Origin of the sequence: Dactylosporangium sp. CA-092794 (assembly GCF_050948465.1) — a bacterium.
In the GTDB taxonomy this organism is placed as follows: domain Bacteria; phylum Actinomycetota; class Actinomycetes; order Mycobacteriales; family Micromonosporaceae; genus Dactylosporangium.
Genome location: NZ_CP192044.1, coordinates 8,689,637 through 8,706,317 on the forward strand (window position 1 = coordinate 8,689,637; position 16,681 = coordinate 8,706,317).

The 16,681-nt window shown below is 73.9% G+C and carries 13 protein-coding genes; 2 read left to right on the forward strand and 11 right to left on the reverse strand.

Annotation, left to right across the window (positions count from 1 at the left end; genetic code table 11):
- Window positions 1–61: 61 nt before the first annotated feature.
- A complete protein-coding gene (locus ACQPXD_RS37360; RefSeq protein WP_432826495.1) occupies window positions 62–733 on the reverse strand; it encodes a TetR/AcrR family transcriptional regulator in 672 nt (223 codons plus the stop codon).
- A 104-nt stretch (window positions 734–837) separates the two neighbouring features.
- On the opposite strand from ACQPXD_RS37360, the gene ACQPXD_RS37365 reads away from it, so the two are divergent.
- Together ACQPXD_RS37365 and ACQPXD_RS37370 are read left to right on the forward strand one after the other, a co-directional pair.
- Window positions 838–2,436 (forward strand): carboxyl transferase domain-containing protein, encoded by a 1,599-nt coding sequence (locus tag ACQPXD_RS37365; RefSeq protein WP_432826497.1) that lies wholly within the window; start codon window positions 838–840, stop codon window positions 2,434–2,436.
- Between the two features lie 5 nt (window positions 2,437–2,441).
- Window positions 2,442–4,436 (forward strand): acetyl/propionyl/methylcrotonyl-CoA carboxylase subunit alpha, encoded by a 1,995-nt coding sequence (locus ACQPXD_RS37370; protein WP_432826499.1) that lies wholly within the window; start codon window positions 2,442–2,444, stop codon window positions 4,434–4,436.
- 16 nt (window positions 4,437–4,452) lie between these two features.
- Here ACQPXD_RS37370 and ACQPXD_RS37375 read toward each other — a convergent pair whose 3' ends face one another.
- The 10 genes from ACQPXD_RS37375 to ACQPXD_RS37420 all read right to left on the reverse strand — a co-directional run bounded on the left by ACQPXD_RS37375 (window position 4,453) and on the right by ACQPXD_RS37420 (window position 16,671).
- Window positions 4,453–5,466 (reverse strand): dipeptidase, encoded by a 1,014-nt coding sequence (locus ACQPXD_RS37375; protein ID WP_432826501.1) that lies wholly within the window; start codon window positions 5,464–5,466, stop codon window positions 4,453–4,455.
- Window positions 5,463–6,575 (reverse strand): ABC transporter substrate-binding protein, encoded by a 1,113-nt coding sequence (locus ACQPXD_RS37380; protein ID WP_432826503.1) that lies wholly within the window; start codon window positions 6,573–6,575, stop codon window positions 5,463–5,465. Before ACQPXD_RS37380 ends, ACQPXD_RS37375 begins: the two co-directional genes overlap by 4 nt.
- Window positions 6,572–7,540 (reverse strand): aminotransferase class IV, encoded by a 969-nt coding sequence (locus tag ACQPXD_RS37385; RefSeq protein ID WP_432826505.1) that lies wholly within the window; start codon window positions 7,538–7,540, stop codon window positions 6,572–6,574. Before ACQPXD_RS37385 ends, ACQPXD_RS37380 begins: the two co-directional genes overlap by 4 nt.
- Window positions 7,541–7,557: 17 nt before the next feature.
- Window positions 7,558–8,784 (reverse strand): M20 family metallopeptidase, encoded by a 1,227-nt coding sequence (locus ACQPXD_RS37390; protein ID WP_432826507.1) that lies wholly within the window; start codon window positions 8,782–8,784, stop codon window positions 7,558–7,560.
- A gap of 108 nt (window positions 8,785–8,892) precedes the next feature.
- The gene (locus ACQPXD_RS37395) at window positions 8,893–9,702 is read right to left on the reverse strand and encodes a sulfurtransferase (RefSeq protein ID WP_432826509.1); all 810 of its coding nucleotides are present in this window, start codon (window positions 9,700–9,702) and stop codon (window positions 8,893–8,895) included.
- Window positions 9,699–10,106: a hypothetical protein gene (locus ACQPXD_RS37400; protein WP_432826511.1), complete on the reverse strand. Its 408-nt coding sequence runs from the start codon at window positions 10,104–10,106 to the stop codon at window positions 9,699–9,701. Before ACQPXD_RS37400 ends, ACQPXD_RS37395 begins: the two co-directional genes overlap by 4 nt.
- Window positions 10,093–10,491 carry a cyclophilin-like fold protein gene (locus ACQPXD_RS37405; protein ID WP_432826513.1) on the reverse strand — a complete coding sequence of 133 codons (399 nt, stop codon included), beginning with the start codon at window positions 10,489–10,491 and terminating at the stop codon, window positions 10,093–10,095. The genes ACQPXD_RS37400 and ACQPXD_RS37405 overlap by 14 nt, the downstream gene beginning before the upstream one ends.
- Window positions 10,488–12,572: a hydantoinase/oxoprolinase family protein gene (locus tag ACQPXD_RS37410; protein WP_432826515.1), complete on the reverse strand. Its 2,085-nt coding sequence runs from the start codon at window positions 12,570–12,572 to the stop codon at window positions 10,488–10,490. The genes ACQPXD_RS37405 and ACQPXD_RS37410 overlap by 4 nt, the downstream gene beginning before the upstream one ends.
- A gap of 56 nt (window positions 12,573–12,628) precedes the next feature.
- Window positions 12,629–14,932: a molybdopterin guanine dinucleotide-containing S/N-oxide reductase gene (locus tag ACQPXD_RS37415; protein WP_432826517.1), complete on the reverse strand. Its 2,304-nt coding sequence runs from the start codon at window positions 14,930–14,932 to the stop codon at window positions 12,629–12,631.
- A complete protein-coding gene (locus tag ACQPXD_RS37420; protein ID WP_432826519.1) occupies window positions 14,929–16,671 on the reverse strand; it encodes an FAD/NAD(P)-binding protein in 1,743 nt (580 codons plus the stop codon). Before ACQPXD_RS37420 ends, ACQPXD_RS37415 begins: the two co-directional genes overlap by 4 nt.
- Between the last annotated feature and the right edge of the window lie 10 nt (window positions 16,672–16,681).

Genomic DNA, 16,681 nt, shown 5'->3' on the forward strand with positions numbered 1-16,681 from the left:
GTTCCGCCAGATAGTTCAGCGATAGGATTCTTTACGCTGAAATATAGCAGTGCCGCTACGGTCAGCCGGGGAGGCGGCCCGGTGCGCGGCGCACGGTCTCGACGGCGTGCGCGATCGTCGCGTCGAGACCGGGATCCTCATCCGGCGGGTGGGCGAGGCCGCCCAGGATGTCGCGCGCGAACTGGCGCGCGATCTCCTCCACCGGCTTCGGGCCGTCCGGCCGATACCAGGTCCACGCGTAGTTGCACATCCCGAAGATCTGCAGGGCCGCCATCCGCGCGTCGCCGGCGTGCAGGACGCCGCGCCGCACGCCGTCCTGGATGATGTCCACCAGGATCCGCGTATAGGCGGCCCGCTGCTTGCCGACGTACTCGTTGAGCTCGCCCTCGAAGTACCGGACAAGTTCGCGCAGGCAGGCCAGACTGGCGGCGCGGTCGTCGCGGTGCGCGGCGAGCAGGGCGTAGATCATCGCGACGAGCCGGCCGGCCGGATCGTCGATCTCGGCCAGAATGAAATCGGCTTCGGCGAACCGGCGCCCGAAGTAGGCGACATGCAGCTCGCCGAGCAGCGCCTCCTTGCTGCGGAAGTGGTGGACGATCGTGCCCTTGCTCAACCCCAGCTCCGAGGCGATGTCGCCCAGGCTCGTGTCGGCGTACCCACGCTCGGCCACGTGCTCGGCGAACGCTCGCAGGATCGCGTCGCGCGAGCTCGCACGCGGGGATCGTCCAGCCACCCGCCCACTATACGGAGCCGGCCGGGGTACCACACCCTCTTGCTGACCGTACGTGCGGTCAGTTATCGTCGCGCCGTTCGTCATCGACGAGGAAAGAGCACTCGATGATCACAACACCGCGGGCCGCGCCCCGATCGACCGCCCCGATCCTGGGCACGAAGGCCGACCCCGGCAGCGCCCGGTTCCACCGGAACGAGACGTCGCACCGGGCGCTCGTCGCCGACCTGAACGCGAAGCTGGCCGCCGCACGGCTCGGCGGCCCGGAGCGATCTCGCGCCCGGCACGTCCAGCGAGGCAAGCTCCTCCCCCGCGATCGGGTGGACACCCTGGTCGATCCGTCGTCGCCGTTCCTCGAGCTCTCGGCGCTCGCCGCCAACGGCCTCTACGACGAGCAGGCGCCGGCGGCCGGGATCATCACGGGCGTCGGGCGGGTGGCCGGCCGCGAGTGCGTGATCGTCGCGAACGACGCCACCGTCAAGGGCGGCACCTACTACCCGATGACGGTGAAGAAGCACCTGCGCGCGCAGGAGGTGGCGCTGCACAACCGCCTGCCGTGCATCTATCTGGTCGACTCCGGCGGCGCGTTCCTGCCCCGGCAGGACGAGGTGTTCCCCGATCGGGACCATTTCGGCCGGATCTTCTACAACCAGGCCCAGCTGTCCGCACAGCGGATCCCGCAGATCGCCGCGGTGCTGGGTTCGTGCACCGCCGGCGGGGCCTACGTCCCCGCGATGTCGGACGAGGCGGTGATCGTCCGCAACCAGGGGACGATCTTTCTCGGCGGCCCGCCGCTGGTGAAGGCCGCGACGGGCGAGGTGGTCACCGCGGAGGAGCTCGGCGGCGGGGACCTGCACGCGAAGGTGTCCGGTGTCGTCGACCACCTCGCCGACGACGACGCGGGCGCGTTGCGCATCGTGCGGACGATCGTGCAGACGTTCGGGCCGCGGGTCTCCCCGCCGTGGCAGCGCATCCCGACCGAGGAGCCGGCGGTCGATCCGGCGGAGCTCTACGGCGTCGTACCGACCGACACGCGGACCCCGTACGACGTGCGCGAGGTGATCGCGCGGATCGTCGACGGCTCGCGGTTCGCCGAGTTCAAGCCCGACTACGGCACCACGCTGGTGACCGGGTTCGCGCACGTTCACGGTCACCCGGTCGGCGTCGTGGCGAACAACGGCGTGCTCTTCTCCGACTCCGCCGTCAAGGGCGCCCACTTCATCGAGCTGTGCGACCAGCGCGGGATCCCGCTGGTGTTCCTGCAGAACATCACCGGCTTCATGGTCGGGCGCGAGTATGAGGCGGGTGGGATCGCGAAGCACGGCGCGAAGATGGTGACGGCCGTGGCGACGACGCGGGTACCGAAGCTGACCGTCGTGATCGGCGGATCGTTCGGCGCCGGGAACTACTCGATGTGCGGCCGGGCCTACTCGCCGCGGTTCCTGTTCATGTGGCCCAACGCCCGGATCTCCGTGATGGGCGGCGAGCAGGCGGCCACCGTGCTGGGGACCGTCGGCGACGGCACCGACCCGGACGCGATCCGGGCGCAGTACGAAACCCAGGGCCACCCCTACTACTCCACCGCCCGGATCTGGGACGACGGCGTGATCGACCCGGCCGACACGCGCACCGTCCTCGGGCTGTCCCTGTCCATCGCCGCCAACGCGCCGCTGGCCGACCCGGCCTTCGGCGTCTTCCGGATGTGAGTGCGATGCGTATGTTCGGCACAGTGCTGGTCGCCAACCGCGGCGAGATCGCCGTGCGGGTGCTGCGCACGCTGCGGCGCCTGGGGATCCGCTCGGTCGCGGTCCACTCCGACGCGGACACGCACGCTGCGCACGTCGCCGCCGCGGATCTGGCGGTGCGCATCGGACCGGCCGCGGCGGCCGAGTCCTACCTGTCGATCGAGAGGATCGTCGCGGCCGCGGTGGCGACCGGCGCCGAGGCCATCCACCCCGGCTACGGCTTCCTGTCCGAGAACACCGCGTTCGCCGCCGCGTGCGACGCCGCCGGGATCGTGTTCATCGGCCCCCCGGCGGCGGCGATCGCGGCGATGGGCGACAAGATCCGGGCCAAGCAGACCGTCGCCAAAGCCGGGGTACCCGTCGTCCCCGGATCCGACGGCGCCGCCCTGTCCGACGACGAGCTCGCCTCCGTCGCCGCCGAGACCGGCTTCCCCGTGCTGCTCAAACCGTCGGCGGGCGGCGGCGGCAAGGGCATGCGCGAGGTGCACCGCGCCGAGGACCTGCCGGCCGCGATCGCCAGTGCCCGGCGCGAGGCGCGGGGATCCTTCGGCGACGACACGCTGCTCGTGGAGCGGCTGGTCACCAACCCGCGCCACATCGAGATCCAGGTGATGGCCGACGGCCACGGCAACGTCGTCCATCTCGGCGAGCGCGAATGCTCGCTGCAGCGACGTCACCAGAAGATCGTCGAGGAGGCGCCGTCACCGCTGCTGACCGGCCGCCAGCGGGCGGCGATGGGCGCCGCCGCGTGCGACGCCGCCCGCGCTGTGGGCTACGTCGGCGCCGGCACGGTGGAGTTCATCGTCGCCGGTGACCGGCCGGACGACTGGTTCTTCATGGAGATGAACACCCGCCTGCAGGTCGAGCATCCGGTCACCGAGGAGGTGTACGGCGTCGACCTGGTCGAGCTGCAGCTGCGGGTGGCCGCCGGGCAGCCGGAGCCCTGGCCCGCCGAGTTCCGCCCGCAGGGACACGCGGTCGAGGTCCGCGTCTATGCCGAAGACCCCGCCGCCGGCTTCCTGCCCACCGGCGGACGCATCCTCGCCCTCCGCGAACCGCACGGCCTCCCGGGCATCCGCGTCGATTCCGGCATCCGCGAAGGCGACGAGGTCGGCTCGGCCTACGACCCGATGCTGGCGAAGATCATCGCGCACGGCGCCGACCGGACCGAGGCGCTGCGCCGGCTCGACGCGGCGCTCGGCCGGACCGTCGTCCTCGGGCTCGGCACGAACGTCGGGTTCCTGCGGGCGCTGCTCGCCGACCCCGACGTCCGCGCGGGGAACCTCGACACCGGACTGGTCGGTCGCCGCCTGGAGTCGCTGGTGCGGCGGGGCGTCCCGCCGGACGTGCTGGGTGCCGCCACCGGCCTCGGGCTGTGGCGCCTCGAGCCGCAGGGCGGCGACCCGGACCCGGTGGTCGATCCCTTCGACATTCCCGGCGGCTGGCGGATCGGCGAACCCGCCTGGACGACGTGGCGGCTGACGGTGGCCGGAGCCGCCACCTACGAGGTGCGCCACCGCGGCCGGGCCGCCGACGCCGAGATCACGATCGACGGCAGCGAGGTCATCCGGATCGCGACCACCCCGGCCGGCCGGCACCGCCAGGACGGGGTCACCCGGTCGTACGAGATCGCGCACGACCCGGACGGGACGCTCTGGCTCGGGCGGGACGGGCTGGCCTGGGCGATCCGGCAGCACGAGGCCCTCGCGGACCCGGACCAGGCCGTCGCCGGAACCGGCGGGCCCGTGGTCTCCCCCATGCCCGGCACGGTGACCGTCCTGGCGGTCGCCGAGGGCGAATCGGTCACCGCCGGGCAGACGCTCGCCGTCGTCGAGGCGATGAAGATGGAGCACGTGCTCACCGCGCCGATCGACGGCACGGTCACCGAACTGCGGGCCCGGGCCGGCGCGAGCGTCGCCAAGGACGCCGTCCTCATGACCATCGAAGGAGCCGGGACGTAGCCGCCGCGGGGACGCGTCAGCCGCGCCACACCTGCCGGAAGACGCGCAGCAGGTTGCCGCCGAGGATGCCGCGCAGCCGCGCCTCGTCGAGGCCGAGCCGGTCCGCGAGCCGGTCGGCGACGCGCGGCCAGTCGCGGCATCCGTCGGCGCCCTCGACGGAGCGGGTGTCGTAGCCGTACCAGTCGCCCAGCGTCGCGGTGACCGAAGGGTAGTCCCCGCCGGAGCTCACCGCCGGCGACCACGTGTCCCGTGGCCGGCCCTCGCCGTGGTCGGAGCTGACCGAAACGTGCTCGGGGCCGACCAGGTCGAGGACGTGCGCGACATGCCGCACGTAGTCGTCGAGGGCCGGCCGCCCGCCCGCCGCCCGCCCCGGCCCGACGAGCGCGGACCACAGGCACAGGCCCACGACGCCGCCGGCGGCGGCCACCCGGACGATCAGCTCGTCGGAGATGTTGCGCGGGCTCGCGTAGAGGGCGGCGGGGTTGGCGTGCGAGACGATCACCGGGTCGCGGGAGGCCTCCAGCGTCTCCAGCGCCGTGCGGGGCCCGGCGTGCGACAGGTCGATGACCACGCCGAGCCGGTTCAGCTCGGCCACGGCCTCACGGCCGAGGCCGCTCAGGCCCGCGTCGGCCGGCTCGACGCAGCCGTCGCCGAACGCGGTGTGCAGGTTGTACGTGAGCTGCAGCACCCGCACGCCGACCGCGTGCAGGACCGTGAGGTGGTGCGGGCTCCCGGCGGCCAGCTGGGCGTTCTGCGGGCCGAGGATCAGCCCGACGCGGCCGGACGCCTTGGCCGCGTCGATGTCGCCGGCCGAGCGGACCAGCACGACCTCGTCCGGGTGGGCCGCGACGGCGTCCAGCGCCCGGCCGATGTGGGCCAGCCCGGTCGAGAGGGTGGAGTCCGGCGGGCAGACCGTCCAGACGAAGGCGGTGACGCCGGACTCCCTCATGCGGCGCAGGTGGTCGGGGGCGAACATGTCCTCGGGGCACACCGAGCCGTCGATGACCACCGCCCCCCGGTACACACTCACTTGACCAGGAACTCCAGCCATCGCTTGTCGACCTCGGCCTGGTTCTTGACCCACCATTCGACGTTGCGCACGACGCCGAGCTTGGCCCGCTCCGGGGTCGCGGGCAGCTTGTCCAGCACCGCCTGCGGGATGAGCGGGTAGCTCTTGTCGCACAGCGGGGAGTACCCGGTGTACTCGGCGAGCTTGGCCAGCACCGCCGGCTGCAGCGAGTAGTCGACGAGCTTGTAGGCGTTGTCGAGGTTCGGCGCGCCCTTGGTGATGCCGAGGCCGTCGGTGCTCTGCAGGTTCTGGTTCCACTCGATTTCCATCGGGCTGCCGCCGTCCTTGAGCACCTGGATGCGGCCGTTCCAGCCCATGCCGAGCACGGCCGTGCCGGCGCGGTACAGCTGCACCTGCTCGTCGCCGCTGCCGTAGAACTTGGCCACGTTGGGCTTGATCTCGGCCATCTTGCGGAAGGCGCGGTCGAGGTCCAGCGGGTAGAGCTGATCGATCGGCACGCCGTCGGCCAGCAGCGGCGCCTCCAGCTCGATCAGCCCGGACGAGGAGTCGGAGAAGGTCCGCTTACCCGGGAACGCGCCGACGTTCCACACGTCGGCCCAGGTCTTCGGGGTCTTGTCCGCGAAGCTCTTGGTGTTGTAGGCGATGACGCTGGCCCACGCGATGGTGCCGATGTAGTAGTCCTCGACCAGCCGGATGTCCTTCGGGTCGGTGCGCTGGAAGCGCGAGTAGTCCAGCTTCTGCACGGCCTCGCCGACCCGGAGCAGCTCCAGCTGGCGCACGCCGAGCTGCAGCACGTCGATCTGCACGTTGCCGGCCTTCGCCGCGGCGGTGATCTTCTCGACCGGGTCGGAGGCCGTCACGATCTTGATGCCGGTGTCCTTCTCGAAGGGCTCGAAGCAGGCCTTGCGCCAGCCCTCCTCGTAGGAGCCGCCGGCGGTGCGGACGACGACCTGGCCGGAGCCGGACTTCGAGCTGCCGCCGGCGCCGCACGCGGTGAGCAGCCGGCCGGCGCCGACGCCGGCGCCGATGCCGACCGCGGCGCGCAGCAGTTGCCGACGGCTGGCGGTCCCGCCCAGCTGTCTGCGCCAGTCGGTGGGGTGCGCGGTCATGATTCCTCCATGGCTTGGGTACTGCGGGCCGACTCCAGTAGTGCTTCACGCTCGGCGGCGGGCAGCAGGCCCACGGCCCGGCCGACGATGTCGACGCCGACGGCCTCGGACCACGCCGTCACCAGCCGGCGGTACATGGGCCCGGGCCGCCCGGTGCCGATGGCCAGCCCGTTGAGCGTCGAGACCGGCACGATGCAGTCCTTGGTGTTGGTGGTGAACGCCTCGTCGGCGCTGTAAACATCGAAGGTGGTGTAGTCGCCCTCGCGGATCTCGATGCCCAGCCGCGCGGCGAGCTCCAGGGTGAAGCCCATCGCGCTGCTGTCCAGCGTGTTGCGGCGGTTCGGCACGTGGATGACGCCGTCGGTGGCGAACAGGAAGCCGGAGCCGGGCGCGCACGTGGTGACGTTGCCGTGCTGGTCGAGGACGAGCGCCTGGGCCTCGGGGTCCAGCGCCATCACCTCCAGCCAGGCGAGCATGAGGCTCATCTTGTTGGCGATCTTGACCCGCGGGGTCAGCGCCGCGGCCGGGACGCGCTGCACGCCGGGCGTGATGAGCCGCTTGCCGAGCAGGTACGTGCGGGCCAGCGTGCTCATGTCCAGCAGCTGGGTGTAGATGATCACCGTCGGCGGGCCGGACAGCAGGTTCTTGGTGTTGCCGCGGGTGATGATCTGGCACGACACCAGATCGAGGTCGGGGCCAGCCACCCGGGCGTTGTGCTCGACCAGCTTCGCGGTCGCGGTGCCCAGCTCCTCGGGCGTCAGTCGCGGGTCGATCCGGGTGTAGTGCAGGGCCTTGAACAGCCGCCGCATGTGCCCGTCGAGGCCGTGCAGGCGGCCGTTGAAGGTCCGCTGCACCTCGTAGACGTGGTCGCCCGAGCGGAACGCGCGGTCGAACACCGAAACCTTGGCCTCGTCCTCGGGCACGAACTCCCCGTTGACGTAGGCGTGCAGAACCTCACCGTCCATCGCGGCTTCCTTCCCTGTCACGCGCAGACATCGACGATGCTCAACGCGTAGATCTTCGCGGCGGCGAGCAGCTCGTCGATCTCGACCCGTTCGTCGGGCATGGTGTTGTACTTGCCGCCGGGCCCGCACACCACGCCGACGGTCTGCGGCGCGTGCCGCGTGATGTGGCCCGCGTCCGTGCCGTAGATCCGGTAGGGCGCGACGTCGCCGGCCCGCGGCGGGACGCCGGTCACCTCCTCGTGGGTGCGGATGAGCCGCTGCACGAACGGCTCGTCGAGGGAGACCTCGAACGGCGCCATGAACTCCTTCACCGGGTTCACCCCGACCTCGAACTCGATGTCGGGGTCGTCGGCCTTGAGCTCCTCCAGGGCGGCGATGACGTCGGCGACCGCGCTCTGCTCGGTCTGCGTGGGCGCGATCCGCCCGGCGACCTTGATGGTGCAGAAGTCGGGCACCATCGACGGCTGCCAGTCCACGTACTCGCGGGTCATGCCGCCGCGGATGGCGCCGACGCAGAACTGGTTGAGGCTCGCGTACTTGGGATCCTCGGCGCCGGAGAACGTCATCGTCCGGAGCCGCTCGATCACCTTGTACATCTTGTCGATCGCGCTGACGCTCTCCTCGATGCGCGTCATGTGCCGCATCCGGCCGATGACGTTGATCCACAGCTCGATGGGGCCGGCGTGCAGGGTCAGGATCGACAGCTCCGTCGGCTCGCCGACGATGAAGTGGTCGGTGCGCGTGCCGGCGCGCATCATGTGCGCCGACCCCTGCCCGCCCAGGATCTCGCCGCAGACGAGTGCCACGCACAGGTCGCCGCGCAGCGCCGCGCCGGCCTGCACGACCGCGGTGGCGGCCTCGATCATCGCCGCGTCGGCGGCCTTCATGTTGGACACGCCGATGCCGTAGACGCAGCCGTCGGCCACCTCGCCGCCGAACGGGTCCTTGGTCCAGCCCTCGCCCGCCGGGTTGGTGTCGATGTGGCCGTTGAGCATGAGGCTGGACCCGCCGCCGGTGCCGCGCAGCCAGCCCAGCGTGTTGTACCGCCCGGGCGAGAGCTCCTGGTGCTCCACGTCCAGGCCGCGCTCCCGCAGCAGCTCGCCGAGCTTGCGCGCCAGCTCGCCCTCGCCGGGCGTGAGGGGGAGGCTGGGCTGGCGGACCATCTCCTGCAGCGTCCGCACGAGGCGGTCGGCGTCCACGGCGGCCAGCACGCGTTCGCGCAGCACGGCGGCGTCGTCGGTCACGGGCTTCTCCAAGTTGCTCAGTCCTGCTTCGGTGCGTTGTGCTGGTTCGGACGCTAACGATCGGCGGTGCCGGCGGTGGCGCTCGTGTGTGCAGATGCGACACAGCCGTCAGGGCGAGAGCTGCACCGGAAGGTCCGCCCGGTTGCCCCACTCGGACCAGGAGCCCAGGTACACCCTGACCCGGTCGAAGCCCGCGTGCCGCAAGGCGATGAGCGTGTGGGCGGCCCGCCACCCGCCGTGGCAGTAGGTGATGATCTCGTCCCCCGCGGCGAGCCCGCGGGCCTCGAAGAACGCCCGGAGCACGTCTCGCGGCTCCAGCTGGTGCGTGCTCAGCGCCTCGTACCACGGGATGTGCAGCGAGCCGGGTATCCAGCCGGCCCGGGCGCTGCGCCGCAGCACGCCGATGCGCTCCTTGGCCGAGCGCACGTCGACGACGCGCACCCCCGGCTCGTGCAGCCGCCCGGCGACCTCCTCGGCGGTCGCCAGCCGGCCCGGGTCGACGGCCGCGCCGAACCCGGCCGACCCCTCGGCGACCGGGCCCGGCGCGGCGGCGGTGACCGGCAGCGACTCGCGGGCCCAGCCGATCAGCCCGCCGTCGAGCAGCGCCGCGTCGGCGACGCCGGCGTAGCGCAGGCACCAGACCGCGAACGCCGCGTAGTAGCCGGCGGTGGACTCGTAGCAGACCACCGGCCGGCCCGGCCCGGCGCCGATGTCGCGCAGGTGCCCGCGCAGGTCGCCGGCGAAGCGGTCCAGGCCCTCGGGGGTGGTCGCGTAGTACGGCCACGACCCGACGCCCAGGTGAACGGCGCCGGGGATGTGGCCGGCGTCGTACTCCGCCCGGGACCGGCAGTCCACGACGCGCACCGGCCCGTCCGCCATCCGCCGGGCGAGGTCCCGGGCCCCGAGCAGCTGCGTCATCCGGACTCCTGCGCATCGGCCGCGGCGAACGCCTCGGCGAGGGCGGCGGGCGGGATGCCCTCGTCGATGCGGAAGTTCAGCTCGCCGATGCGGGCCGCGACGCCCGCGAGGACGGCCTCGGCGGAGGCTCCGCCGAGCAGCGCGTCGCGGGCGGTGTCCAGCGCCGCCGCGGCGTCGCTCAGGCCGTACATCCCCCGGAACCGGCGCCCGTAGAACTCCAGCAGCTCGGCGGCCAGCACCGCGACGGCCGGCGCGCCGGCCCGGCTGTGCCGCAGCACCCACAGCGCGTTGACCAGCGCCCGGGTGTCCGACTCGGCGTAGGCGTGGACGAAGTACGTCAGCCCGAACGGCCCGGGCCGCTCCCGCAGGGCGGCGAGGTCGGCGTCGTGCTCAGCCGCGCTCATCGGTCAGCCCCGAAAAGTGGATGGTGCCGCCCTGGCGCAGCCACGCGGCGCGGCCCTCGGCGATGATGCCCTCGAGGTTGTCCACCACCCGGGCCACCGGCGTCACCTGGCCCGCGCCGGGCATGTCCGCGTAGAAGACGCACAGCGTCTGGCGCAGCGGGTAGTACCCGATGTTCCCGCTCTGCTGTGCCACGACCGGCGACTCCAGCTCCTCGTGGAACGGCACGAAGCAGAAGAACTCCTCGCCGGCCACCTTCGCGTGGTTGACCCGGCTGGTCAGCGGCAGCGCGTCGGCCAGCCGCCCGCACGTGCGCGGCGACACGTCGTCGAGCAGTTCGGCCACCGCGGTCTGCGACCCGATGCGGATCGTGAAGCGTCGTGTCATCGGCTCTCCCTGGTGTCGACGATGTTGCGGAACGGATCGACCCGGGCCGTTCGGCCCGGAAACAGCACGTAGGTGGAGCCGGGCTCCTGGATGACGGCCGGGCCGGCGACGGCGTTGCCGGGCCGCAGGCGGGTGCGGTCGTACACCGGGCACGGCACGAACGCGTCGCCGAAGTGCACCGGGCGCCGGCCGAGCAGCGCACGGGCGGGGTCCGGGCCGTCGAGCGGCTCGGCGTCGATCGCGGGCCGCTCGCGCGGGGCCGTGACCGTGACCCGCAGGTTGACGACCTCGGTCGGCCCGGAGGTGGCGAACCCGTAGGTGTCGCGGTGCCGGGCGTGGAAGCGCTCCTCGGCGCCGGCGAGGCCCTCGGGCGTGACGGGGCCGTCGGGCAGCGGTACCGCCAGCTCGTAGCTCTGCCCCTCGTAGCGCAGGTCCGCCGTGCGCCGCACCGCGACCCCGGGCTCGCCCAGCGTGGCGCCCAGCTCGCGGGCCGCGCCGGCGGCCAGCTCGTCCAGCACGGCGTCCAGCTCGCCGGCCCGCACCGCGGCGGTCGCCCGCAGCCAGGTGCGCACCTGCTGCGCCCGCGGCTGCGCCCACAGGAAGCCGATGGCGGAGAAGACGCCCGGCGACGGCGGCAGCACGATCTCGGCGATGGCGAGCTCCTCGGCGATCTGCCCCACGTGGGCGGGGGCGGCACCGCCGGAGGCGACGAGGGTGAACTCCCGCGCGTCGTGGCCGCGCTCGACGGTGACCAGCCGGACGCCGCGGACCATCGTGGCGTTGGCGACCGCGACGATGCCCTCCGCGGCCCGCTCGGGGGTGAGCCCCAGCCGGTCGGCGAGCGCCGCCACCGCCGCGCGGGCCAGGCCGGCGTCGAGGCGCATGTCGCTGCCGAGGAACCCGGTGGGGTCGATCCGGCCGAGGACCACGTTCGCGTCGGTGACGGTCGGCTCGGTACCGCCGCGGTCGTAGCAGGCCGGGCCCGGCACCGAGCCGGCGCTGTGCGGGCCGACCCGCAGGCTGCCGCCGCTGTCGATCCAGGCGATGCTGCCGCCACCGGCGCCGACCTCGACCAGGTCGACCACCGGGGTGCGCACCGGGTAGCCGCTGCCGGCCACCAGGCGGTCGCCGGCCAGCTGCTGGCAGACCTCGTAGTCGCCGGTCAGGCTGGGCTCGCCGTGCAGGACCAGGCTCGCCTTCGTGGTGGTGCCGCCCATGTCGAGCGCGATCACCCGGTCCCGCCCGGCCCGGGCGCCGACCGTGGCGGCGCCGATCACCCCGCCCGCCGGGCCCGACTCGATCGTGCGGACCGGCTGGCGGCGGGCCAGCCCGGGCGACATGAGCCCGCCGTCGGCCTGCATGATCGACAGGCCGGCGCAGCCCAGGTCGCGCAGCGCCGTCTCCAGGTTGCGCACGTATCCCGCGGTGAGCGGGCCGATGTAGGCGTTGATGACCGTGGTACTCATCCGCTCGTACTCCCGGAACTCCTGCAGCAGCTCCGCGGATGTGCAGACGAAGGTCCCGGGGAGGGCGTCGCGCAGGGCCCGGGCCAGCTCGCGCTCGTGGCGCGGCTCGGCGTAGGAGTGCAGCAGGCAGATCGCCACCGCCTCGACCCCTTCGGCGCGCAGGTCGCGCGCCAGCCCGGCGATCGCCTGCGGGTCCAGCGGGGTGCGGACCGACCCGTCGTACATGACGCGCTCGCGCACCTCGAACCGGTGCCGGCGGGGCACGAGCGGCGGGAGCCGGTCGAGGGTGAGGTCGTAGAGCGCGGGCCGGGTCTGGCGCCCGATGTGCAGCACGTCGCGGAAGCCCTCCGTGGTCACCAGGGCGACCCGGGCGCCGCGGCGCTGGATGATCGCGTTGATGCCGACGGTACTGCCGTGGATGACGCCGGTGACGTCGCGCGGGCGGACGCCCTCGGCGTCGAGGATGCGGCGCACGCCGTCGAGCACGCCCGCCGACGGGTCGGGATACGTGGTCGGCACCTTGAGTACCGCGAGGCGGCCGTGGCCGAACAGCACGACGTCGGTGAACGTCCCGCCGACGTCGACACCGCAGGTGACCTGTGGATCGTCGTTCATCGCGCCGAACGTAACCGGGCCGGCGCCCGCGCGGGGCCCGGCAGTGTTCAGTGTGCCTACAACCCGGCGGGCGGGGCGAACGCGTCCGGCGCCGGGGCCGGTCCGCGCACCGGCTCCACCTCGACCAGCGTGGAGTGCGCGGACGGGCCCTGGCCCAGCCGGGAGGTGCCCCGGTCGGGCGTGAGGACGTTGGGGTTGCCGTGCAGCTCCAGGCTGTCGGCGGCGGGGTCGGCCGGGGTGAACCAGGCGCCGGTGGACAGCTGTACCACACCCTCCATGACCGCGTCGTCGAGCACGGCGCCGGCCAGGCACGCGCCGCGGTCGTTGAAGATCCGCACGGTATCGCCGGGCGCGATGCCGCGCGCCCGCGCGTCCCGCGGGTGCATCCGGCAGGGCTCCCGCCCGTCGATCTTGCTGGCCGCGCTCACGCCCGCCATGTCCAGCTGTGAGTGCAGGCGGGTGGCCGGCTGGTTGGACAGCAGGTGCAGCGGGTACCGCGCGGCCAGCGGCGCGCCGAGCCACTCGCGCGGCGGGATCCAGGCCGCGTGCCCGGGGGTCTCGGCGTACCCGTAGCCGGCGACGACCTCGGAGTACAGCTCGATCCGCCCGGACGGGGTGTGCAGCGGATGCCGCCGCGGGTCGGCGCGGAAGTCGCCGAGCAGCACGGTGCGCGCGCCGGGCCACACCCGGATCCGCCCCGCCGCCCAGAACTCGTCGAACTCCGGCAGCGTGGCGCCGTGCCGCGCCGCGCCGGCCCGGAAGTCGTCGTAGATGCGCCGCAGCCAGCCCATCTCGTCGAGCCCCTCGGTGAAGGCGGCGCCCACGCCGAGGCGGGCGGCGACACCGGCGAAGATGTCGTGGTCGTGGCGGGCGTCGTGCAGCGGCCCGATCGCCCGGCGCATCGCCACCAGGTGGGCGTCGCGCGACGAGGCGGCGATGTCGTTGCGTTCGAGCGTGCTCGTGGCCGGCAGCACGATGTCGGCCCGCCGGGCGGTCGCGGTCCACCAGATCTCGTTGACGACGACCGTCTCCGGGCGCCGCCACGCCGCCGCGAGCCGGTTGAGGTCCTGGTGGTGATGGAAGGGGTTGCCGCCGGCCCAGTAGACGAGCCGGGTGTCGGGGTAGGTGCGGGTCTGCCCGGCGAACTCGTAGGACTGCCCGGGATGCAGCAGCATGTCGGCGATGCGGGCCACCGGGATCGCGCTGCCGGCCGGGTTCACCCCGCGCGGCAGCTCGGGCGCGGGGAACGGGTAGCGGGTGCTGCCGATGCCGTCCTCGCAGCCGTACGCGAAGCCGAAGCCGCCGCCGGGCAGGCCGATCTGGCCCAGCATCGCGGCGAGGGTGATGAGCATCCAGTACGGCTGCTCGCCGTTGTCGGCCCGCTGCAGCGACCAGGTGGCGCTCAGCATGGTCCGGTGCCGGGCCATCGCCGCGGCCAGCCGGCGGACGACCGCCTCCGGCACGCCGGTGACGCGCCCGGCCCAGCCCGGGGTCTTGGGCACGCCGTCGGCGTCCCCGGTCAGGTAGGCGCGCACCCGGGGCCAGCCGGTGCAGTACCGGCGCAGGAACTCCTCGTCGTGCCACCGCCGTTCCAAAAGCGTGAAGGCGATGCCGAGCAGCAGCGCGGTGTCGGTGCCCGGCCGGATCGGGATCCACTCGGCGTCGAGGTGGGCGGGCGCGTCGTCGCGGATCGGGCTCACGCACACGAACCGGCAGCCGGCCCGCCGCACGGCCCGCAGGTTGGCCGCGTAGCCGTGCCGGAGCGTGCCGCCGCCCTCGACCTGGGTGTTCTTCGCCGGCAGCCCGCCGAGGGCGACCCACAGCCGGGTGTGTCCGGCCAGCACGTCCCAGGACGTCACGTGGCCGCCGCCCGGGCGGGCGGTGCCGAGCACGTGCGGCAGGACCGCGTCGGCCGCGGCGAAGCTGTAGTTGCTGATCTGCGCGGTGCACCCGCCGAGCAGGTTCAGCAGCCGGGCCAGCTGGGTCTTGGCGTGGTGGAAGCGGCCGGCGCTGGACCAGCCGTACGAGCCGCCGAAGATCGCCGGGTTGCCGTGCTCGCGCCGGACCCGGTCCAGCTCCCCGGCGACCAGGTCCAGCGCCCGGTCCCAGGAGACCGGGACGAACTCGTCGGCGCCGCGCCGCGCCGACGTGGCGCCCGGGCCGTGCTCCAGCCAGCCGCGGCGCACGACCGGCGTGCGGATGCGCGCGGCGGAGTTGACCGCCTCGGCGATGCCGCCGACGATCGGCGTCGGGTCCGGGTCGTCGGCGCGCGGGCGGGTCGCCACGAGCCGCCCGTCGCGCACGACCGCCTCGAACGCGCCCCAGTGCGAGCCGTGCGGGACCGCGTCAGCGCCGGTCACGGCGCGAGGCCCAGCCGGCGCAGGACCGCGACCGCGACCCGGTCGGCGCCGCGCAGCGACGGGTCCTCGCGGTGGGCGACGGGCAGCGCCGCGGTCAGCCAGTGCACGCCCTCCAGCGGCACACCGAGGGCGAACACCCGCTCGTCGGCGGCACCGCCCGCGCCGAGGAGGCACAGGTCGTCGCGGGTGACATCGAGCGCGGCGGTCGGCACCGCCGGACCGTGCGCGGCGGGCAGCCGCAGCGGCCGGGCCCGCCCGGCGCGCACCAGGGCGGCCGTCAGCGGGTCGCCCGGCCGGCGGGCGTCGGGAGCGAACAGCCGTGCCTCGACGACGGCGTCGAAGTGGAGGGTGGTGCCGAGGTTGGGGCACTCGACGCCGAATCCTGGCCCGTCGTCGAACAGGCGGACCCGGCCGCCGACGAAGCGCACCAGGCCGGCCCGGACGAGGGCGCCGAGCTGCTCGAAGCGCACCACCGGCGGCCCGGAGGAGAGGTGGGCGACAATGCCGTTGAACCAGCCCTCGACGTCGCGCACATACGAGCGGCCGTCGATACGACCGGCGGCGACCAGCGTGCGCACGGCCGGAGCCAGCGCCGAGAGCATCTCGCCGACGGCGCGCATCGGCCCGCGCGGCCGGGCGACGGACTCGGCCGCGTCGGCGGCGAGGAAGTCCGCCATCCACGCGGTGAGCGCGTCCGCACTGCCGAACTCGGCCGGCGCTGCGCCGGGAGCGAGCGGGTGGAGCACCCGGTCGATGTCCAGCGGGCCGCCACCGGCGTCCGCGTGGGCCGCGACCAGGTCCCGCTCGATCAGCGGCCACACCTCGGCCCGGAAGTCGAGCGGCCGGGAACGCGCCAGCAAGTTGCGGAGGGCATCCTCGGTGCAGTGCCGCGGCCGGGCGGGCAGCGGCTCCCGGGCGCGGCTGAGATGCGGCACGCCCCGGCGCGACCCCACGAACAGCAGCGGCTCCGCGCCGCCGGGCCGGTAGTGCAGCGTGCCGGCGGCATCGGCCTCGAACCGGCCACCGCGGCCCTCGGTGAGGGCGGCGACGAGGTCGAAGCAGTTCAGGCCGGCACCCAGCACGGCCACCCGGCGGCCGGGGCCGAGCGGATCCAGGTCGAGCTCGCCGATCATGTGCGGCGGGGCGAAGAACGCGCCGGTGGGCCCGGCCCGGCGGTGGGTGGTGGCGGCCTCGTGGTGGCCGGTGGCGAGCACCACCGCGTCGGCGTCGAGCGCGTCGGTGGCTCCGGCCGCGGTGACCAGGCTGAGCCGCCGCTTCGTCCCGTGCGGCGCGTCCACCAGGTCGACGACCCGGGCCCGGTGGGACACGACCTCGACGCCCGGGGCGGGCAGCGCCGCGAGGTGCGTGCGGGCCCAGGCCAGGTGCCGGCCGAACGCGGCGCGGGTGGCGAAGCCGGCCGGCCCGGGCGGGTCCTCGCCGGCTCGGCCGGCCAGCCAGGTCAGGAAGTCCATGCCCCCGGCCACGGCCGGCAGGTCGGGCATGGCGGCGTCGCTGAACAGCGTCACGTCCCGGGTCCGGCTGTTCATCAGCAGGTACTCGGGCAGGTCGGCCGGCCACACCCGGCCGTTGTCGAACGGGTCGATGAGGTGGATGCGCACCGGCCGGCGCGGGCTCTCGCCGGCCCCGCCGGCGGTGAGCCGGGCCAGGAGCCGGCCGAGCACGATCACGCCGCGCGGCCCGCCGCCCACGATCGCGACGACGGCCGGGCTCACGGGCATGGCGCCGATC